Source organism: Cupriavidus basilensis (assembly GCF_008801925.2).
Classification (GTDB): domain Bacteria; phylum Pseudomonadota; class Gammaproteobacteria; order Burkholderiales; family Burkholderiaceae; genus Cupriavidus; species Cupriavidus basilensis.
The window spans coordinates 3,104,669-3,124,396 of record NZ_CP062804.1 but is presented as its reverse complement, the minus strand read 5'-3'; the positions used below and the strand labels follow the sequence as shown (position 1 = coordinate 3,124,396).

Below are 19,728 nucleotides of genomic sequence, written 5' to 3'. Positions count from 1 at the left end.
ACGAGAACAACGAGAACGATGGGAGACATCATGAAGACATCGAGACGCAACTGGCTGGGCCAGGCGGCAGTGCTGGGGGGCGGTGCGTTGCTGGGCGGATGGCAGTGGCCCGCGCAGGCGCAGGGCGCCTATCCGGCGCGGCCCATCCGCATGGTGGTGCCGTATCCCGCCGGCGGCGGCACCGATACCATCGCGCGCATGATCGGCCAGCGCCTGACCGAGGCCTGGGGCCAGCCGGTGGTGGTTGACAACAAGCCCGGCGCCAGCGGCATGCTCGGCAACGACATCGTGGCCAAGGCCCCGCCCGACGGCTACACGATGCTGCTCGGCATCACCGCCATGATCCAGTCGCCCAGCCTGTACAAGCGCATCCCGTACGACGTGGCCCGCGATTTCGCGCCGGTTTCACTGCTGGCCAGGTCCTCCGACCTGTTCGTGGTGCCCAACCGGGTGCCGGCCACCACGCTCGCCGAGTTCGTGGCCCTGGCCAAGGCCGGCAAGCTCAGCTACGGCTCCTACGGCAACGGCACCTCCTCGCATCTGCATGGCGAGCTGCTCAAGATGCAGGCGCATGTGGACCTTGCACACATTCCATACAAAGGCGCCGCGCCGCTGATGAGCGACGTGCTGGGCGGACAGGTGGATTCGGCGTTTGTCGATGTGACCTCGGCCAATAGCTACCTGAATAGCGGCAAGTTCAAGATCCTCGCCATCACGGGCACCCAGCGCTACAAATCGATTCCCTCGGTGCCGACTTTCGCCCAGGCCGGCTTCTCCGGGTTTGAGCCGAACGGCTGGTTCTCGATGTTCCTGCCCGCCAATACGCCGCGCGACGTGGTTACCCGGCTCTCCACCGAGATCGCCCGCATTGTGCGGCTCCCGGACATCTCGCAAAAGCTGGTGGCGATGGGGTTGCAGCCGGTGGGCTCGTCCCCGGAAGAACTGGCCGCGGTGATCACGACGGACACGCCCAAGTGGGCGCGCATCGTCCGCGACGCCAACATCCAGCTCGACTGAAGCGCCGATTTTATGACTGATGCTGCATCTATTCACCGAGACTACCCAGAGGAGTTCACCATGGAGACCATTCGCTACGCCGTTGCCGACGGGGTTGCCACCCTCACGCTCGACTTCCCGAAGCGCAAGAACGCGCTGAACGGCACCATGCGCCGCGAGATCGGCGAGGTCGTGCACCAGTTGCGCCAGGACACCAGCGTGCGCGCGCTGATCCTCACCGGCGCGGGCACCGATTTCTGTTCCGGCGGCGACATTAGCTCGATGCAGGGCGAAATCAGCGCTGAGCAGGGCCGCCAGCGCCTGGCTGCGATCCATCCGTGGCTGGAAGACCTGATTCACCTCGACCGTCCCGTGATCGCGGCGGTGGACGGCGCGGCCTATGGCGCCGGCTTCAGCCTGGCATTGGTGGCCGACATCATCCTGGCCACGCCGCGCGCGCGCTTTGGCCTGCCTTTCCTGCGCCTGGGCCTGATCCCGGATTGCGGCGTGTTCTACACGCTGCCGCGCATGATCGGCCTGCAGCGCGCCAAGGCGCTGATGTTCTCGATGCGTGAACTGAGCGCCACGGCGGCGCTGGAGCAAGGCATCGTGATGGAAATCGTGGCGCCGGAGGCGCTGCAGGCGCGCGCGCTGGCGCTTGCCTCGGCCTTCACCGAAGCCTCGCCGGTGGCGGTTGCGCTGACCAAAAAGGCGCTCAATGCCTCGCTGAACCAGGACCTGCACAGCATGCTGGAGATGGAGGCGGACGGCCAGGGTATCGCTTTCGCCACCGCGTACCGCCAGCAGGCCGCCACGCGTTTCCTGGAAAAGCAGCCGCCGCGCTATCGCTGGCCCGACTGAATAACCCCACAACCACAAAACCACACAACGACAAGCGCGTGGTACTGCAACGCAACACCGGCATCACCCGCAACACCGGCAACCATCAAGGAGAGAACAACATGGGAAATTCCGACAAGAACATGGCGATGGCCGCCCGCAAGGTGCCCTGGATGAGCGAAGACCTGGTCATGTTCCAGGACACCGTACGCCGCTTCGTGGAGCGCGAGCTGGTGCCGAACGAGGCGCGCTGGGCCGAGCGCGGCTACATCGACCGCGAAGTCTGGAACCGCGCCGGCGAGGTTGGCCTGCTGTGCGCCAGCATTCCCGAGGAGTACGGCGGCGGCGGCGGGAACTTTGCCCACGAGGCTGTAATCTGTAACGAAATGGCACGCGCCATCGCCACCAGCCTGGGCAATGGCGTGCACAGCGGCATCGTGGCCCATTACTTGCTCAACTACGGTACCGAGGCGCAGAAGCGCAAATGGCTTCCGCAGATGGCTTCAGGCGCCATGGTGGCCGCCATTGCCATGTCGGAGCCCGGCGCGGGCTCGGATCTCAAGTCGGTACGCACCCGAGCGGTGCGTGAGAAGACCCAGAACGGAGACATCTATCGCATCAACGGTGCAAAAACCTTCATCACCAATGGCTACCATGCCGATCTCGTTTGCGTGGTGGCCAAGACCGATCCCGATGCCGGCGCGAAAGGGGTCTCGCTCATCATGGTCGAGACCCGGGACCAGCCTGGCTTCAGGCGCGGCCGCATTCTGGAAAAAATCGGGCAGAAAGGCCAGGACACCGCCGAGTTGTTCTTCGACGACGTGTGCGTGCCGGTGGAGAACCTGCTGGGCGACGAGGAGGGCAAGGGTTTCTATCAACTGATGCAGCAACTGCCGCAGGAGCGCATGATCATCGCGCTTGGTGCGGTGGCGAGCATGCAGCGCGCGATCGAGCTCACCACCGACTACGTGCGCGAGCGGCAGGTGTTTGGAAAACCGCTGATCGATATGCAGAACACGCGCTTCAAGCTGGCGGAGTGCAAGACCGAGGCGACCATCGCCGCCACGTTCGTCGATGATTGCATGGTGCGCTTGCTGAGGGGCGAGCTCGATGCGCCTACCGCGGCCATGGCCAAGTGGTGGTGCTCGCAGAAGAACTGCGAAATCATCGACGAATGCCTGCAACTGCATGGCGGGTACGGCTATATGCTCGAATACCCGATCGCGCGCATGTACGCGAACGCGCGGGTCAGCAAGATTTATGGCGGCTCCAACGAAATCATGAAGGAGCTGGTGGCGCGCACGCTGTGATGGCGTGCGCGGGGCTGCGCGATTGGCCGCTCATGCCAACGTCGTAGTGCGTTGGAAGTAGGCCGGCCGCAAAGCCCCGCGCAGCGCGGGTTGCGAGGGGAAGCGCGCGTATTCCGTTACAAAAGCAGCTGTGCACGGAATAACGGAAAGGTGTAATGTGTGTCACAAGACATGGTTCAAATGCCCGTCGCGAGTGGGGCCTGGAGTGGTGGTACGGTGAGCCGATCTGATCCGTTGCGCCGTTGCAAACGCAGTCGAAAAGTTCGTCAACCGACTCTCAGCCTTCGCCGTTATTTGACTATGATGAAGTAAAGATTTCGCAACATGGCAGCACCGCCAAGCCGGGGTGGCGGAGCCGCAAAAGCTGCCGCGAGATCTTAGGTTGTAGTAGATCTACCTTCGCCTCGGACGGGACTCTGACGGGAGTGAGGTATGGACATTTTCGGCCACTACGCCACACGCTTCGAAGCTCGCAAGGAAGAGGAATACAGCATCCAGGAGTATCTGGATATCTGCAAGAAGGATCCTTCCGCGTATGCGACCGCGGCCGAGCGCATGCTCGCCGCCATTGGTCAGCCTGAACTGGTGGATACCCACCACGACCCTCGGCTGTCCCGCCTGTTCTTCAACAAGGTCATCAGGATCTATCCGGCCTTCCGCGAGTTCTACGGCATGGAAGACACGATCGAGCAGATCGTCGCCTTCTTCAAGCACGCCGCGCAGGGACTCGAGGAGCGCAAGCAGATCCTCTACCTGCTCGGGCCTCCCGGAGGCGGCAAGTCCTCGCTGGCGGAAAAACTCAAGGCGCTGATGGAGCAGGTTCCCATCTACGCATTGAAGGGTTCGCCCATCCATGAATCGCCGCTCGGGCTGTTCTCCCCCGAGGAAGACGGCAAGATCCTGGAAGAGGACTACGGCATTCCGGTGCGCTATCTCAACACCATCGCCTCGCCCTGGGCGGTCAAGCGCCTGCACGAGTTCAACGGCGACATCACGCGCTTCCGCGTGGTCAAGCTGCGCCCCTCGGTGCTGTCGCAGATCGCGATCTCCAAGACGGAGCCGGGCGACGAGAACAACCAGGACATTTCGTCGCTGGTGGGCAAGGTCGATATCCGCAAGCTGGAGGATTTCCCGCAGGACGATCCGGACGCGTACTCGTATTCCGGCGGGCTGTGCCTGGCCAACCGCGGGCTGCTCGAGTTCGTGGAAATGTTCAAGGCCCCGATCAAGGTGCTGCACCCGCTGCTGACCGCCACCCAGGAGGGCAACTACAAGGGCACCGAAGGCTTCGGCGCGATCCCCTTCGACGGCGTCATCCTGGCGCACTCGAACGAAGCCGAGTGGACAACCTTCAAGGCCGACAAGAACAACGAGGCTTTCCTCGACCGGATCTACATCGTCAAGGTGCCGTACTGCCTGCGCGTGTCCGAGGAGGTGAAGATTTACGACAAGCTGTTGCGCAGCAGTTCGCTGTCGGCCGCGCCGTGCGCGCCCAACACCTTGAAGATGATGGGACAGTTCGCCGTGCTCACCCGCATCAAGGAGCCGGAGAACTCAAACATCTTCTCCAAGATGCGCGTCTATGACGGCGAGAGCCTGAAGGATGTCGACCCCAAGGCCAAGTCGTACCAGGAGTATCGCGACTACGCCGGCATCGACGAAGGCATGAACGGCTTGTCCACGCGTTTCGCCTTCAAGGTGTTGTCCAAGGTCTTCAACTTCGACAATACCGAGGTGGCCGCCAATCCGGTGCACCTGCTCTATGTGCTCGAGCAACAGATCGAGCGCGAGCAGTTCCCGCCGGAGCAGGAAGCCAAGCTGCGGTCGTACATCAAGGAGTATCTGACCGCACCGTTCGTGGAGTTCATCGGCAAGGAGATCCAGACCGCTTACCTGGAGTCGTACTCCGAGTATGGCCAGAACATCTTCGATCGCTATGTGGTGTTTGCCGACCTGTGGATCCAGGACCAGGAATATCGCGACCCGAATACCGGCGAGATTCTCGATCGCAATGCGTTGAACGACGAGCTTGAGAAAGTCGAGAAGCCCGCGGGGATATCCAACCCCAAGGACTTCCGCAACGAGATCGTCAACTTCGTGCTGCGCGCGCGGGCCAACAACGCGGGCAAGAACCCCGCGTGGACCAGCTACGAGAAGCTGCGCATGGTGATCGAGAAGCGCATGTTCTCCACCACCGAAGACCTGTTGCCCGTGATCTCGTTCAACGCCAAATCCTCTCGCGAGGATCAGGACAAGCACGCGAACTTCGTCAACCGCATGGTTGAGAAGGGATACACCGCGAAGCAGGTCCGCTTACTTGTGGAGTGGTATTTGCGCGTAAGAAAATCATCGTAACGGCGCCTGAACGAGGCCTCTAAACGAGGGCAAGCATATGGCCACGGTCATCGATCGGCGCGAGAACGGCGGCAACAAGAGTGCCGTCAACCAGCAACGCTTCATCAAACGCTACCGCGAACAGATACGCCAGGCGGTAGCGAAGGCGGTGTCCGGCCGGAAGATCATGGACATCGAGCAAAGCGGGCAGGTGTCCATTCCGGTCAAGGACATCTCCGAGCCCGCCTTTCACCACGGCCAGGGCGGCCGGCGGGAGTGGATCCATCCGGGCAACAAGAAATTCGTCCGGGGGGACAGCTTCGACCGCCAGCAGCAAGGCGGGGGTGGGGGCGGCTCCAAGGCGAGCGATTCGGGTGAAGGCGAGGATGATTTCGTCTTCAGCCTGTCGCGCGAGGATTTCCTCAATTTCTTCTTCGAGGACATGGCGCTGCCGGACATGGCCAAGCGCCACCTTGCCAAGATCGCCGAGGTCCGCAAGGTCCGGGCTGGCTTCTCGATCGACGGCACGCCGTCCAACCTGTCCATCCTGCGCACGATGCGAAGCTCGCTCGGGCGGCGCATTGCCTTGTCCAGTCCTTATCAGAAAAAGCTCGCGGTGCTGGAGCAGGAGTATGGCGAGGTGCTGGAGCAGGACGGGCCTTACTCGGCACGGGCGCTGGAGCTGATGAAGGAAATGCGTCACCTGCGCGCCTGCGTGGAGCGCGTGCCCTTTATCGAAAAGCTCGACCTGCGCTACAACAACCGCGTGCTGAAAAAGCGCCCGCAGGCACAGGCGGTGATGTTCTGCCTGATGGATGTGTCCGGGTCCATGGATGAGAGCCGCAAGGATCTCGCCAAGCGCTTTTTCATGCTCTTGTACCTCTTCCTCAAGCGCAACTACGATCGCATCGACGTGGTGTTCATTCGTCATCACACGGTGGCCAAGGAAGTGAACGAGGAAGATTTCTTCCATTCGCGCGAATCCGGTGGTACGGTCGTATCGAGCGCGCTCAAACTGATGGTCGAGGTAATTCACGACCGCTATCCCGCCAGCCAGTGGAATATCTACTGCGCCCAGGCCTCGGACGGCGACAACTGGGCGGGTGACTCGGAATTGTGCGGGCGCTTGCTGCGCGAGTCCATCCTGCCGCTGGTGCAGTACTACGCCTATGTGGAAGTGGCTTCGGAGGAGCCGCAGAACCTGTGGGAAGAGTATCTGGCGGTCAAGGACCGGCATGAGAACTTCGCCATGCAGCGCATCATCGGGGCGGACGAGATCTACCCCGTGCTGCATGACCTGTTCCAGAAGAAGGCGGCATGGCCATCCAGCCGCTGAAGCCGCCCTGGTTTTTTGCAGGTGTTTTCCCCTCTCCCGCTGTGTGGGAGAGGGCGCAACCCTAGCTTCACCCGCAACGGGGGTCGTAAATGGCATATCTCTCTACCGGCTCGGAGTGGACCTTTGAGCTGATCCAGCGCTATGACCGCGAAATCGCACGCATTGCCGGGGATTTCGGTCTGGACACCTATCCCAACCAGGTTGAGATCATTACCGCGGAGCAGATGCTCGACGCCTATGCGTCGTCCGGCCTGCCGGTGGGCTACAGCCATTGGTCGTACGGCAAGCATTTCCTCGCGTCCGAGCGCAGCTACCAGCGCGGGCACATGGGCCTGGCCTACGAGATCGTCATCAACTCGAATCCCTGCATCGCGTACCTGATGGAGGAGAACACCATGCCCATGCAGGCGCTGACCATCGCGCACGCCTGCTACGGCCACAACTCCTTCTTCAAGGGCAACTACCTGTTCCGCACCTGGACCAACGCCGACGCCATCATCGACTACCTGCTGTTCGCCAAGAACTATGTAGCCGAATGCGAGCAGCGTTACGGCGAGCAGGAAGTGGAATTGCTGCTCGATTCCTGCCACGCGCTGCAGAACTACGGCGTGGACCGCTACAAGCGCCCCAAGAAGCTCTCCATTGCCGAGGAGCAGGCGCGCCAGACCGAGCGCGAGAACTATCTGCAGATGCAGGTCAACGACCTGTGGCGCACCCTGCCCAAGCACCGCGCGCACGCGCTGGAAGACGATGAAGGGTTCGAGCGCGACGCCGCCTTCCCGCCGGAGCCGCAGGAAAACCTGCTCTACTTCATCGAGAAGAACGCACCCAAGCTGGCGCCGTGGCAGCGCGAGATCGTGCGCATCGTGCGCAAGATCGCGCAGTACTTCTACCCACAGCGCCAGACCAAGGTCATGAACGAAGGCTGGGCTACGTTCTGGCATTACACCATCCTGCACCAGTTGTACGAAGAAGGCCTGGTCAACGACGCCTTCATGATGGAGTTGCTGCAGGCGCACACCAATGTGATTTACCAGCCGCCATACAACAGCCCCTACTACAGCGGCCTCAACCCGTACACCGTGGGCTTCCTGATATTCCAGGACCTGCGCCGCATGTGCGAGCACCCGACCGAGGAAGACTACCGCTGGGCGCCGGAGTTTGCCGGCAGCGACTGGCGCAAGACGCTCGACTTCGCCATGCGCAACTTCAAGGACGAGAGCTTCCTGCTGCAGTTCCTGTCGCCGCGCGTGATCCGCGAGCTCAAGCTGTTCTCCGTGCTCGACGACGACCGCGAAGGCAAGCTGCGCGTGACCGCCATCCATGACGACGAAGGCTACCGGAACATCCGCCAGTTGCTGGCCAACCAGTACGACCTGTCGAACATGGAGCCCAACATCCAGATCACCAATGTGGATGTGGGCGGAGACCGCTCCCTGACCTTGCGCCACCTGCAGAACGACCGCCGCCCGCTGGCGCAGAACTTTGACGAGGTGATCCGCCACGTCACGCGGCTGTGGGGCTTTACGGTGCGCCTGGAAGTGGCCTATGAAGATGGCCGGCGCGAATCCAAGTACGAATGCAAGCCGGAACGCCGGCATCGCAAGGCGGCTTGAGCGGGCATGGCAGCGTCAGCCCGCGCGGGCGGTGGATGACACCGCCCGCATGATGGCCTGCGCGGCCCACAAGCCGGTGGCCGCGGCAGCGTCCGTGAAGGGCGCATTCACATAGTCCCCCGCCAGGAAGACCCGTTGCCGCGATGCCGGCGCGCGGCTGCGGTACGCCAGCACGTCGGCCGCGCGGCCGACCGGCACCGTGGGCATCGCCTGCGCCCAGCGCGTGACCAGGCAATCCTGCAATTGCCGCGAGATGCCCGGCAGGTAATGCTCGACCTCGGGCAGCACGTCGGCGAGGATTTGCGCATCGCTTGCGCCCAGCCGATCCGCGGCGGCGCGGTCTTCCAGCATGACCTGGATGACTTGCCCATGTCCGCCGGCGGGACGCGCCAGCTGGCGCTTGCCGGCGTCCAGCGCCAGCGCGGCCACGTAACGGCGCTCGGCACGCGGCACCAATACGCCGTAGACGCCTGCCAATGCCGGCGGCGCATGAAATCCCGGCCGTGTGAGCAAGGACAGGTTGATGGTGCGGCTGTAGGGCGTTGCCAGCAGGCGGCGCTCCAGCGCGTCCCCACCCGTCCAGGCTTGCCGGGCAACGGGTGCCGGCAGGGCGCACACCACGTAGTCGGCCGTGGCTTCGAATCCCGCGCCGCTCACCACCACGCCCGTGTCCTGCTGGCGGATCGAGGCGACCCGCCGCCCGGTCTCCACCTTTAACGTGCGCGCCAGCGCGCGCGGCAGGCTTTGCATGCCGCCGGCCAGCGAAGTGTTGGCACAGCGGCGCCAGCCGAAGCCGCTGGCCATCAGCATCAGCGCGGCGGAGGACGATTCGGGCGTGAGGAAATAGAACCCCTGCAACAGCGGCTCCGTGACATAGGCGAGCGCTTCGCGGCAGCCACGCTGGCCAAGCCATTCGCTGGCGGAACCCGCATCGTAGCGCGCCCATTGGCCAAGATCGTCGAGCGGCAGCGTGCGCAGCGCGCGGCCTTCGCGGCCCAGCGCCAGCCCCAGGCCCAGCCAGGCCGGCAAGCCGAGCAGGCCGCTGCGCAGCGGGTCCAGCAGGCTCTGCGCGCGCACGCGGCGCGGCCGGCCTTGGCGCACCACCGCGTTGAGGTCGCTGGCGGCTTGCAGTCCGCCGCCCTGGCCACCGTCCAGGCCGAGCCGCCGCGCCAGTGCCGGCAGCACGGTGTAGCCGCTCGACAGGAATTGTGCGCCGCACTCGATGCCATGCGGCCCGAGGGTTTCGCTGCGCATGCGCCCGCCGACATCCCCGGCGGCCTCGAACACGCGCACCCGCGCGCCGGCGCGGGCGAGCGCATCGGCCGCGCACAGCCCGGCAATGCCGGCGCCGGCCACGATCACATCGGGGGCGCGGTGCGGGCCGGGTGAATGCGCCGGCAGCGCCGATGCGGGCGGAACAGGCGGAACAGGTGAAACAGGCGAAACGGGTGAAGGCAAGGAAGTGACATGCATGGTCTGGGACTTGTCCGGTTAGCCCGTGCTTGGGGCACCGTGCGACAATCTATCGGCTTGCCGCGTCCCAGCCAATTCGCTTTCTCCTCAGATTCCATCATGCCCGCCGCCACCGAACCGCCGAAGCGCCGCCAGCCCTCGCAGCAGCGCGCGCAACATACCGTCCAAGCCATCTTGCAAGCCGCCGCGCAGCTGTTCGCCGAACACGAGATGCGCGCCCAGCCCGAGCCCACCACCGAGCAGATCGCCGCGCTGGCAGGGGTTTCGGTTGGCTCGCTCTACCAGTACTTTGCCGACCGCGCGGCAATTGGCCGCACCTTGATCGAGCAACAGCGCGAGGCGGCGTTGGTGGCCCTGGAAACGATGCTGGCCGAACGCCTGGCCGCCATGCCGGCAGCGGAGGGACTGGCGGAGCCGCAAGCCGCGCGCGTCGCGCTGCGCGCTTATGTGCAGGCCTATGTGCTCAGCTTTGGTGGCTATGACGCGCATAGCCGCGCGCTGGCCCGCCTGGCCTGGCGCCATGACCGGGACGAGGATGCCGTGGCGGCGCTGCGCCTGGCCAGCGAACGGATCGGCGCGCAGTTGCAGGCGCTGGGCATGAGCGCGCTGCGCTTGCCCGCCCCGGCCCAGATGTTCGCGCTCACACGGGCGTTGTTCGGGGTAGTGCGCTCGGCCGCGCTGGAGCGCTCGCCCTTGCTCGGCAGCCCGGCCCTGGAGGACGAACTGGTTCGCCTGTGCTGGAGCCTGCTGCAGCGCGAACCCGACGCCGGCTGATCCTGGCCGGTCCTCCCTCCCGTCCGCGGCTCAGGCCGCGTCGGTGCTCCAGCTCCGGGCCAGATCGACCACGCCCGTGCCCGGCTGGCCGCACACCGCCTCGCCCACCACCCTTGCCCAATACGCCTGCGACCCGTCCGCCAGCTGCCAGGCATGCAGGCGGCGGGTGTAGATCTGCAGGTCGTACTCCTCGGTGATGCCGATGGCGCCGTGCACGGCATGCGCGATGGCGGCCACTGGCGTGACCGCTTCGCTGGCGTTGAGCTTGCCGATGGCCGCGCGCAGCGGGTCCGGCTGCCAGCCGCCGCCGGCGCAGGCGATCTGCGCGGCCATGCGCGCGGCGGTGACATGTTCCGCCATCACGCTGATCTGGTGCTGGATGGCCTGGAACTTGCCGATGGCGCGGCCGAACTGCTGGCGGTCGTTGGCATATTGCAGTGTCATGTCGAACACATGCGACATGGCGCCGGCCAGCTGCACAGCGTGCAGGCAGGCCCCGATCCGGCGCAGCGCGCCCGCGGGCAAAGTGAACCGTGGCAATCCGTCCGATGCGGGGCGCGGCAGGACCACGGCCAGATCCGCATGGGCGCCGGTCGCACGCACTTGCGCGCGGTCGCGTGGCAGCAGCATGCATTGCGTGCCTTCCTGCACCAGGAACCAGGCCGCCTGCGCGCCGCCCGCGACGAGGACCGCATCCGTGGCGCTCTCATCCATATCGAAGGTCGCCAGCGCGATGGGCTCGGCCGGCACCGCCAGCCCGGCGGCGTGCAGCAGCGCACGCGCGAACAAGGTCTGGCCCAGCGGCACAGGCAGTGCGCGACGGCCCAGCGCGAACAGCACCGGTGCCAGTTCGTCCAGCGGCAAGCCCGCCCCGCCGGCCGCCTCGGGCAGCAGGCAATCGGCAAAGCCGCTGTCTTGCAGTGACTGCCACAGGGGCAGGTGGTCTTCGCCGCGTTCGATGGCGCGGATGATGGCGGGCGTGCAGCAGTCGCGCAGCACGCTGTCGAGCGCGTCCGAGTAAGCGTTATGCATAGGGAACTCCGGTTCAGCGCAGGCCAAGGCCCCGGGCGATCATGCCGCGCAGGATCTCGCGCGTGCCGCCGCGCAGCGAATAGGACGGGGCGACCTGGCTGACGTAGGCCAGGGTGCGGTACAGGTCGGGGTCGGCGGCGAGGTGTGGATCGTCGCCCAGCGCGGCCTGTGCCAGTGCCGGAATGGACTGCTCGAACGCCGTGCCCAGGTCCTTGACCAGCGCGGCTTCCACCACCGGGCTTTCGCCTGCGGCAAGCCGGGCGGTCACCGCCAGCGACATGGCCCGCAGCACCGCCAGCCGGCCGGCCAGCCGGCCGATGGTGACGGTGTCGCGCCGCGCAGCCGGCGCGCGCCGCAGCGCCGCGATCCAGGTATCGAGCAGCACCACGCTGGAGTACAGCCGCTCCGGCCCGCTGCGCTCGAAGGCCAGCTCCGCGTTGACCTGCTCCCAGCCGCTGCCTTCGCGGCCCACCAGCGCCGCTTCCGGCAGCATGACGTTCTCGAAGCTGACTTCGGAGAAATGCGCGTCACCGGCCAGGTCGCGGATCGGGCGCACGGTCACGCCCGGCGCGGACAGGTCGATGATGACCTGCGACAAGCCGCGCTGGCGGTCCTCGCCCGTGCCGGAGGTGCGCACCAGCGCCAGCATGTAGTGGCAGCGATCGGCGTTGGTCGTCCAGATCTTGCGGCCGTTCAAGCGCCAGCCGCCGTCCGGCTGCGGCGTGGCGCGGGTCGTGACGCTGGCCAGGTCGGAGCCGGAGTTGGGCTCGCTCATGCCGATGCAAAAGAACGCCTCGCCCTTGCAGATGCGCGGGAGATAGAAAGCCTTCTGCGCGTCGCTGCCGTAGCGCAGGATCAGCGGCCCGCTCTGGCGGTCGGCGATCCAGTGGGCCGAGACCGGCGCGCCGCAGGCCAGCAGTTCCTCCACCAGCACGAAGCGCGAGAACGGATCGAGCCCGGCGCCGCCATATTGCGCGGGCAAGGTGATGCCCACCCAGCCGCGCCGCGCCAGCGCGCGGCTGAAGTCGGCGTTGAAGCCCATCCATGAGCGGGCGCGGACCTCGGGCGCAAGGGCCGGCAGGTGTTCGGCCAGGAATGCCTTGACCTCGCGCCGGAAGGCGGCAGCGGCCGGCGGCAAGGCAGTCAGCTGGAACGTGCTGGGCAGTGAAGTCAAGACAGGGGTCTCCGTGTGGCTAGCGGCCGGCCAGCAAGCGCCGGGCGGAATACGTCATGACACGCTCATGGCGCTGGTTGAAGACTTCGATGTCCGAGTCCACCACGGCGCGGCCATTGCGCGACGTGGGGCGGATGCCGGTCACCGTGACCGTGGCCCAGATGGTGTCGCCCACCATCACCGGGGCGTGGATCTTCTGCGTCAGCTCCAGCATGGCCAGCCCCGTGCCCTGGATCATGGTCTGCAGGATGAAGCCTTCGATCATGGCGTAGGTCAGCGCGGCGGGCACAGGCCGGCCATGGATGGCACCGCCTTCATAGCCCGCCTCGATAAAGATCGCTTCCAGCATGCCGGTGACCGAAATGAAGTTGATCAGGTCGGTCTCGGTCACGGTGCGGCGGAAGGTCTGGAAGGCCTGGCCTTCCTTGATGTCTTGCCAATAAAAGCCCTGGCCGAGGCGGGGGAGTTGGGTATGGGGCACGGCGTCTCCTGTTGAGGGCCGCCATCGGCGGCCGGCTTCCTTTATGTTAGGAGCGGGAATGCGGCAGGGTTAGGCATTAGTGGCAGGCGACGCACAATAGGCCGCGCCGGTGCGGCCCAGCTCTTCGATCTGCTCGCCGCTCAGGCCCGCCTCTTCAAGCAGGCTGCGGGTGTGCTGACCCAGGCGTGGCGGCAGCGCGCTCGCCGCGCGCTGGCCGTCAAAGCGCACCGGCGCGCCGGCAAAGCGCAGGGTGCCCATGTCCGGGTCGTCCAGCGTGTCGAAGAAGCCGGTGGCGCGCAGGTGCGGGTCATCCACCAGCTCCGCGAGCTGGTTGACCCGCGCCACCGGGATCTGCAGCGTTTCGCATAGCGCCAGCCAGGCGCCGCTGGTGCGCGTGCGCACGATCTCGCCGGTCAGCTCGTAGAGGGTTTCGATATGCTGCGTGCGCGCGGCGATGCCGGCAAAGCGCGGATCGGCGGCCAGGTCGGGCCGGCCTGCGGCGGTGAAGAAGTCGCGCCAGTGGGCATCGGTGTACGGCATCATGCAGACGTGGCCGTCGGCGCTCTGGTAGGGCCGGCGCAGCGGCGCCAGCACGCGCGGATAGCCGGTGGGCCCGCGCGGCGGCTCGAAGTGCTGGCCATAGAGATGCTCGACCAGGTTGAAGGCCACCATCGATTCGAACATCGGCACTTCCACCAGGGCTCCCTTGCCCCCCTGGCGCTCGCGCCCGACAATGGCCGCCGAGATCGACAGCGCCGCCACCAGAGCGCTGGTCTTGTCGGCCGCGATGGTGGGGAAGTAGCGCATGGTGCCGGTCTGCGCGGCCATCAATGCGGCATTGCCTGACAGGCCCTGGATGATGTCGTCGTAGGCCGGGCGCCCGCCGTAGGGGCCATCCTCGGCAAAGCCCAGCAAGCTCACGTAGACCAGGCGCGGGTGGCGCGCCATCACGTCGGCGGGGTCCAGCCCGAGGCCGGCCAGTTTCTGCGGGCGCATGCTGTGCATGAACACATCGGCGCTGGCCAGCAGGCGCTCCAGCGCGGCCTGCGCCGCGGGCAGCTTGAGGTTGAGCACCACGCTTTTCTTGCTGCGGTTCACGCCCAGGAAGATGGCCGACATGCCATCCTCGGCGGCCGGGCCGGTGCGCCGCGTGGAGTCGCCCTCGGGGGGCTCCACCTTGATGACTTCGGCGCCGAGATCGGCCAGCCACTGGCTGGCGTAAGGGCCCATCACGACCGTGGATAGGTCGATCACGCGGATGCCTGAGAGGGGCAACATGCCTGGGTGTCTCCTGTCTGTTCTTGTGCCTGGCTTGCGCCGGGCGGGGTGCCCGGGGGCGCGCCGGATGCCACAGGGTAGATCAGGCGGGTCGCTTGCGTCTAATATTAGATTTTTAGGATTCGATATCCTCCAGATATCAATGCGGACATCAGCGTGGACCTTCGTCAACTTCAGCAGTTCGTCGCCCTGGCCGAAACCGGCAACTTCCACCGCGCGGCCGAGCGCCTGCACATGGCGCAGCCGCCGCTGTCCATCTCGATCCGTAAGCTCGAAGACGCGCTCGGCACGCCGCTGTTCGTGCGTACCTCGCGCGGGGTGCGGCTGACCCAGGCTGGCGAAGCCGCGCTGCATGACGCGCGGCGCGCGCTGTTCCATGCCGGCCAGGCTCGCGCGGCGGCGCTGGCGGCGGCGCATGGCGAGCGCGGCGCACTGCGCGTGGGCTTTGTGGGCTCGGCAACCTACGCCTTGCTGCCCAAGCTGATCCCGGCGTTTCGGGCCGCGCACCCGGGGATCGAGCTGATCCTGCACGAATCCACCTCGGCGTCGATCCTGGACCGGATCGAGCGCCATCAGCTCGATGCCGGGCTGGTGCGTTTTCCTATCTTGCACAGCGGAGGCTACACACTGATGCCGCTGGAGAACGACGAGTTCGTGGCGGCGGTGCCGGCCGATAGCCGCTTTGCCGAGCGTGACGCGATTGCGCTCAAGGCGCTCGCCGGGGAACCCTTCATCATGCATCCCAGCGCCGAGGTGCCTAACCTGCAGGCCATCGCCATGCTGCTGTGCCAGCAAGCCGGGTTCGTGCCGCGTGTGACGCAAGAGGCGGTGCAGGTGCAGACCATCGTCAGCCTGGTGGAAAGCGGCCTGGGGGTGGCGCTGGTGCCCAGCGTGGCGGCGCGCTATATCAACCGGCGCGTGCGTTTCCTGCGGCTGGCCAGCCCGCGGCCGGCGGCGCGCATCGGCATCGCGCTGGCCACGTCCACGGATAGCGATGACCGGCAGGTGCAGCGCCTGCTGGAGGTCGCCAGCACCGTGGTCGCCTAGGCCAGCGGATCAGGCGCGCGCGCCACGCGCCGCGCCGGCGCGCTCCAGTGCCACGCCCGGCAGCAGGTGCAGCAGGCGCACCAGCTCGCTCTGGCGATGGGTGCCGGTCTTGCGCAGGATGTCGCGAATATGCACGCGCACCGTGTGCGGCGAGACGAATTCGTGGTCCGCGATCTCGGCCAGGGTTTCGCCGGCGGCAAGGCGGATGGCAATCAGGCTTTCCTTGCGCGACAGGCCAAACAGCGACGTCAGCACCGAACTGTCGAGCACCGAGCGCGATTCCGAATTGCCCATCAGCACCATCGCGAACGGCAGTTGCCACGGGCCTTCCACCGGCTGGCGGGCCACCAGCGGCAGCACGATGATGGGTACCGGCTGGCCACCCGACGTGATGTGCATCCACGAGCCGGCCGCCGCCTCGCCGCCGCGGGATTGCATGGCGCGGTCGAGCAGCTTGTGCAGGGTGGCGTGCAGGGTCTGGTCGTGAGCCTTGAGCATGCCGTTTTCCAGCGCTAGCTGGCTGTCGGCCCGCACCAGCGCCTCGGCCCAGATATTGGCGTAGCGCACGCGCATATCGGCCTGCAGCACCATCACGCCGAAGTCGAGCGTATCCAGCCCGGCCAGGCCAAGGGCCGCCAGGCCGCTCAACTCGAAGTTGCGCTGTTGCATGCGCGCGGCGCGGGCCCAGTGCGGCAGCACGCGCGCGAGCCGCTTGCCGCGGTGGCTCGAGCCCTGCGCCCCGTCGAAACCGGTATCCAGCCGGCCGCCCCGGTCCGTGCCGCCCATCAGCACGCAGACCTCGGCGGTATCGAGCAGGCGCACGCCATGCGCCAGGTCGGCGCCATGCGCCGGCGCGCGCCAGGGTGCGCCGTCCTGCGGGTCGCCAGGGTGATCGCCCGCGAGCGCGCGCCTGGGCAGGCTCGCCAGCGCATGCAGGCCTTCCGGCACGTAGGTGCCCTGCGCCGGGAAGCAGCCATGCGGGGTGACGCCAAGGCGCGCTTGCCCGGACAGTTTGTCCCAGACCAGGTAATGCGGGCTTTCGATGTCGGTATAGCGGGAGAAGAGATCCAGCGCGGCTGGCATGGCGGTGACGTCAAGCGCCGACTCGTAGATCGAATCGATCAGACGATGGAAGTCTTCATCCGCCGACGGATGTTCGCCCATAGTGTTTTCCCCGGTGGCTCTCGCCCGATCCTGCTTTGCTCTTTTTTTATTGGCCCGCTGGTAGCGGTACGGCTGGCTCGCTGTGGCCGGCTCCGAAGTGGCGGTTGCCACCGGACGGCGCCAGGCCCCCGGCATGCCGGGCATGTCAGCGCTGCGCGTTACCGTGTGGCGGCATTATGCGCATGCGAGCATAACTTCGCAAACAGGGAATGTCGCCTGGGTAATTATTAAAAATTATTTCAGCGCTGAAATGCCTGCGAAACGGGCGATGGCAGCGCGAAGCGTACCCGTTTCTGCGTGCGCTTTGCGAGCCGCGTAGCGACTCAGCCTGGCCCGGGCGCACCCTTTGAAAGCGCAGCGGCGCCCCCGGCGCCGGCTGCCAGCTCCGAGGCCTGCGCGTCCTGCGCCGGGGGAAGCCCCAGTCCGCCCTCGACCTGCACCGTCACCCGCTGCGTGGCCATGCTGATGCCGTGCTGGTCGAACTTGCGCTTGAGCCGCACGTTGAACGCGCGCGTGATTTCCGCCTGGGTCAGCGGGCGGGTCCTGAACTGGGCCAGCACCACCGAGCCGTTGGGGTCGAAGCGATCGAGGCCCAGGATGTCGAGCCCGGAAAGCAGGTTGCGCGCGTAGCGGAAATCGCGCGCCACCTCGGCGCCGGTCTCCCGGATCAGCTCGATGGCCTGGTCGAGGTCGCTGCCGTACGCCACGCCGATGTTGAACACGGCAAAGGCATAGCCGCGCGACATGTTCTTGATGGCCTTGATCTGGCTGTAGGGCAGTATATGCAGCGCGCCCTTGCCGTCGCGCAGCTTGACGGTGCGGATGGTCATGGCCTCCACCGTGCCGATATGGTCGGGCACCTCCACCGAGTCGCCGATGGCGATCGAATCCTCCACCACGATGAACAGCCCGGTGATCAGGTCCTGCACCAGGCTTTGCGCGCCAAAGCCGATGGCCAGGCCGACCACGCCGGCGCCGGCGAGCAGTGGCGTCACGTTGACACCGAGGTTGGCCAGCACCACGATCAGCGTGATGACCAGCAGCGCGACGAACAACGCATTGCGCACCAGCGGCAGGATGGTCCTGGCGCGCAGGCTGGGCGCCTGCCCGCGGCCGTGCGCGGGCGTTAGCGTCTGGGTGATGGCCGTATCGATCAGCAGCCACAGCAGCCACGACAGCAGCACGGTGCTGGTCACGCTGAACACGGCCTCGCCGATGCGCTTGCCGAGCGCGGTGGATTCAATCACCGAGAGCAGCGACATACCCCAGATCCGGCTGGCCAGCTCGAAGTAGGCGAACCAGATCACCACCCGCACCAGCGCTGTCGCGAAGCGCGCGAAGCGCGCCAGGTAGGCCGAGCGCTGGCGGTCGCGAAAGCGTGGCGCGCGGTGCGTGGCCTTGGGCGAGCGGCCGGAGATCAGCGTTAGCAGCAGCGCGGCCACGAACAGCGCTACCGAGGCCACGGTGCGCCGCAGGAAGATGTCTGCGTAGCCTGTGGCCAGCAGCGTGCCGGCCACCGAGGCTACCACTACCGCCAGCACCGGCAGGTGCCAGCTCGCGCCTACCAGGCGCAACAGGTCCATGATTGCGGGATGCTCCTGGCGGAAAGCCAGCGGCCGGTTGCTGATGATCTGGCCGATCTGCCGGCGAAAGCGCAGCGTGAAGGCGCCGATCAGCAACGCCGCGGCGATGTTGGCCACGGTGGAGATCAGCGCCGACAGGTTGGCGCCAAGCGAGGCGATCACGCGCGCCTCGGTCGTGACGTCGCCCAGCGCCGCCAGCGCGCCGGTAGTGAACAGCAGGCTGCGGGAGTGCAGCAGCAGGTCGCGCACCGCGTGGGCGCGGTGCGCCGAGGTAAACAGCGCAAAGATGACCTGGCACACCGCGCCCATCACGGCGCCGGCCACCACCGAATAGGCAATCACCATGCCGGCCATGCTGGCGGGCGAGCGACCGAACATACCGCTCGAGAGCAGCATCGCCAGGGCGAAGGCCACCACCCACGGCGCCACCCTGCGCAGCATGTAAAGCCCGACGTCCATCCAGGACGGCACTGCGGGCAGTTCATGGCGTACCGCTGGCTGCAGGCGCCGGTTGCGCACGCGCCTCACCGCCTCGCGCAACAGCCATCCGGCGAAGAACCAGGCCGCAAGCACGGTGGAGAACTCCCGTGCCGATTGCCAGGGCGAGCGCGTCCCGTTCATGGTCAGTGCGGCCAGCCACTCCTCGCCCGCGAAATTGATGCGCCAGCGCCAGTAGTGCCACGGCCCCTTGTCCTTGCCGAGCGACGTATCGAGATGGTCGACCGCCTCGGCCAGCGCCCCGAGCAGGCCGGGTTGTGGCGCCGACGCCGCACTGGCCCCGCCTATGCCCTTGCGCAGCGTCTGCAACTGGTCGACCAGGGCCTTGCGGTCCTTGTCGCTCTGCAACGTGGTGATGAGCTGGTCGAGCGATTGCGCGAGCGGCTCGCTGGCCGCGGGCTGCGAGGCCGGCGCGGACTCGGCCTTGACGACCGCCGCCAGCGAGGCCAGTCCGGCCGGCGCCGCCAGTGCTGGCTGCGCTGCAAGCGCGGCCAGCGCCAGCCAGATCATCGGCATCAGCATCGACAGCAGTGCGCGTGGCCGGCATGCGGCCGGTAATGTGAATTGGGACCTGATCACGAGCGTCATCTCATGCGGGTAGAGAGAGCCGGGCAACCCCGGGGGATGCTTGACACTGTAGCGCATTGCGGATACCGCACACGCCGTGGATTCGTGCGGCGCCGCAATCGGCGTTGCCGCTCGCGCAGGGCACCCGGCAAGGCGTGTTGCATGGCAGCAGCAGCGGGTGGCGTGCAGCAGGCGTACCATGGCAGCGAGCCCGTGCCGGCCGCT

The 19,728-nt window shown here is 66.4% G+C and carries 15 protein-coding genes; 8 read left to right on the top strand and 7 right to left on the bottom strand.

What is annotated here, in order from left to right; translation table 11 throughout:
• The first annotated feature begins 30 nt into the window (after nucleotides 1-30).
• The 6 genes from F7R26_RS34805 (at nucleotide 31) to F7R26_RS34780 (ending at nucleotide 8,432) form a co-directional block, all read left to right on the top strand.
• Nucleotides 31-1,017: a Bug family tripartite tricarboxylate transporter substrate binding protein gene (locus F7R26_RS34805; RefSeq protein ID WP_150985218.1), complete on the top strand. Its 987-nt coding sequence runs from the start codon at nucleotides 31-33 to the stop codon at nucleotides 1,015-1,017.
• 60 nt (nucleotides 1,018-1,077) lie between these two features.
• A complete protein-coding gene (locus F7R26_RS34800; protein ID WP_150985220.1) occupies nucleotides 1,078-1,857 on the top strand; it encodes an enoyl-CoA hydratase/isomerase family protein in 780 nt (259 codons plus the stop codon).
• A 101-nt stretch (nucleotides 1,858-1,958) separates the two neighbouring features.
• Entirely contained in the window at nucleotides 1,959-3,146 is a 1,188-nt protein-coding gene (locus F7R26_RS34795; RefSeq protein ID WP_150985222.1) for an acyl-CoA dehydrogenase family protein, read from the top strand.
• Nucleotides 3,147-3,578: 432 nt separating this feature from the next.
• Nucleotides 3,579-5,501, top strand: a complete 1,923-nt coding sequence (locus F7R26_RS34790) for a PrkA family serine protein kinase (protein ID WP_150985224.1) — start codon at nucleotides 3,579-3,581, stop codon at nucleotides 5,499-5,501.
• Between the two features lie 37 nt (nucleotides 5,502-5,538).
• Nucleotides 5,539-6,816 (top strand): YeaH/YhbH family protein, encoded by a 1,278-nt coding sequence (locus F7R26_RS34785; protein ID WP_043357209.1) that lies wholly within the window; start codon nucleotides 5,539-5,541, stop codon nucleotides 6,814-6,816.
• An 89-nt stretch (nucleotides 6,817-6,905) separates the two neighbouring features.
• Entirely contained in the window at nucleotides 6,906-8,432 is a 1,527-nt protein-coding gene (locus F7R26_RS34780) for a SpoVR family protein (protein WP_150985226.1), read from the top strand.
• Between the two features lie 15 nt (nucleotides 8,433-8,447).
• Here F7R26_RS34780 and F7R26_RS34775 read toward each other — a convergent pair whose 3' ends face one another.
• Nucleotides 8,448-9,905, bottom strand: coding sequence for a protoporphyrinogen/coproporphyrinogen oxidase (locus F7R26_RS34775; RefSeq protein ID WP_150985227.1), 1,458 nt, complete (start codon nucleotides 9,903-9,905; stop codon nucleotides 8,448-8,450).
• Between the two features lie 99 nt (nucleotides 9,906-10,004).
• Here F7R26_RS34775 and F7R26_RS34770 point away from each other — a divergent pair, with 99 nt between their 5' ends.
• Complete coding sequence (locus F7R26_RS34770; RefSeq protein ID WP_170301820.1) at nucleotides 10,005-10,679, top strand: TetR/AcrR family transcriptional regulator; 675 nt, start codon at nucleotides 10,005-10,007, stop codon at nucleotides 10,677-10,679.
• Nucleotides 10,680-10,709: 30 nt separating this feature from the next.
• Here the strand turns inward: F7R26_RS34770 and F7R26_RS34765 are convergent, their stop codons facing one another.
• The 4 genes from F7R26_RS34765 to F7R26_RS34750 form a co-directional block, all read right to left on the bottom strand.
• Nucleotides 10,710-11,711 carry an acyl-CoA dehydrogenase family protein gene (locus tag F7R26_RS34765; RefSeq protein WP_150985232.1) on the bottom strand — a complete coding sequence of 334 codons (1,002 nt, stop codon included), beginning with the start codon at nucleotides 11,709-11,711 and terminating at the stop codon, nucleotides 10,710-10,712.
• Between the two features lie 13 nt (nucleotides 11,712-11,724).
• The gene (locus F7R26_RS34760) at nucleotides 11,725-12,885 is read right to left on the bottom strand and encodes an acyl-CoA dehydrogenase family protein (RefSeq protein ID WP_150985234.1); all 1,161 of its coding nucleotides are present in this window, start codon (nucleotides 12,883-12,885) and stop codon (nucleotides 11,725-11,727) included.
• Nucleotides 12,886-12,904: 19 nt separating this feature from the next.
• Nucleotides 12,905-13,366: a MaoC family dehydratase gene (locus tag F7R26_RS34755; protein WP_150985236.1), complete on the bottom strand. Its 462-nt coding sequence runs from the start codon at nucleotides 13,364-13,366 to the stop codon at nucleotides 12,905-12,907.
• A 69-nt stretch (nucleotides 13,367-13,435) separates the two neighbouring features.
• Nucleotides 13,436-14,644 (bottom strand): CaiB/BaiF CoA transferase family protein, encoded by a 1,209-nt coding sequence (locus tag F7R26_RS34750; protein WP_150985238.1) that lies wholly within the window; start codon nucleotides 14,642-14,644, stop codon nucleotides 13,436-13,438.
• Between the two features lie 156 nt (nucleotides 14,645-14,800).
• Here F7R26_RS34750 and F7R26_RS34745 point away from each other — a divergent pair, with 156 nt between their 5' ends.
• On the top strand, nucleotides 14,801-15,691 hold the full coding sequence (locus F7R26_RS34745; RefSeq protein WP_150985240.1) for a LysR family transcriptional regulator: 891 nt from the start codon (nucleotides 14,801-14,803) through the stop codon (nucleotides 15,689-15,691).
• A 9-nt stretch (nucleotides 15,692-15,700) separates the two neighbouring features.
• Here F7R26_RS34745 and F7R26_RS34740 read toward each other — a convergent pair whose 3' ends face one another.
• Nucleotides 15,701-16,855, bottom strand: a complete 1,155-nt coding sequence (locus F7R26_RS34740; protein ID WP_150985242.1) for a helix-turn-helix transcriptional regulator — start codon at nucleotides 16,853-16,855, stop codon at nucleotides 15,701-15,703.
• A gap of 323 nt (nucleotides 16,856-17,178) precedes the next feature.
• The gene (locus tag F7R26_RS34735; protein WP_150985318.1) at nucleotides 17,179-19,458 is read right to left on the bottom strand and encodes a mechanosensitive ion channel family protein; all 2,280 of its coding nucleotides are present in this window, start codon (nucleotides 19,456-19,458) and stop codon (nucleotides 17,179-17,181) included.
• Nucleotides 19,459-19,728 lie beyond the last annotated feature (270 nt).

Coding starts and splice junctions, on each gene's coding strand:
- F7R26_RS34790 (WP_150985224.1), top strand. CDS start 3,579: ATGGACATTTTCGGCCACTACGCCACACGCTTCGAAGCTCGCAAGGAA.
- F7R26_RS34775 (WP_150985227.1), bottom strand. CDS start 9,905: ATGCATGTCACTTCCTTGCCTTCACCCGTTTCGCCTGTTTCACCTGTT.
- F7R26_RS34795 (WP_150985222.1), top strand. CDS start 1,959: ATGGGAAATTCCGACAAGAACATGGCGATGGCCGCCCGCAAGGTGCCC.
- F7R26_RS34770 (WP_170301820.1), top strand. CDS start 10,005: ATGCCCGCCGCCACCGAACCGCCGAAGCGCCGCCAGCCCTCGCAGCAG.
- F7R26_RS34800 (WP_150985220.1), top strand. CDS start 1,078: ATGGAGACCATTCGCTACGCCGTTGCCGACGGGGTTGCCACCCTCACG.
- F7R26_RS34785 (WP_043357209.1), top strand. CDS start 5,539: ATGGCCACGGTCATCGATCGGCGCGAGAACGGCGGCAACAAGAGTGCC.
- F7R26_RS34740 (WP_150985242.1), bottom strand. CDS start 16,855: ATGGGCGAACATCCGTCGGCGGATGAAGACTTCCATCGTCTGATCGAT.
- F7R26_RS34750 (WP_150985238.1), bottom strand. CDS start 14,644: ATGTTGCCCCTCTCAGGCATCCGCGTGATCGACCTATCCACGGTCGTG.
- F7R26_RS34780 (WP_150985226.1), top strand. CDS start 6,906: ATGGCATATCTCTCTACCGGCTCGGAGTGGACCTTTGAGCTGATCCAG.
- F7R26_RS34765 (WP_150985232.1), bottom strand. CDS start 11,711: ATGCATAACGCTTACTCGGACGCGCTCGACAGCGTGCTGCGCGACTGC.
- F7R26_RS34735 (WP_150985318.1), bottom strand. CDS start 19,458: ATGCTGATGCCGATGATCTGGCTGGCGCTGGCCGCGCTTGCAGCGCAG.
- F7R26_RS34805 (WP_150985218.1), top strand. CDS start 31: ATGAAGACATCGAGACGCAACTGGCTGGGCCAGGCGGCAGTGCTGGGG.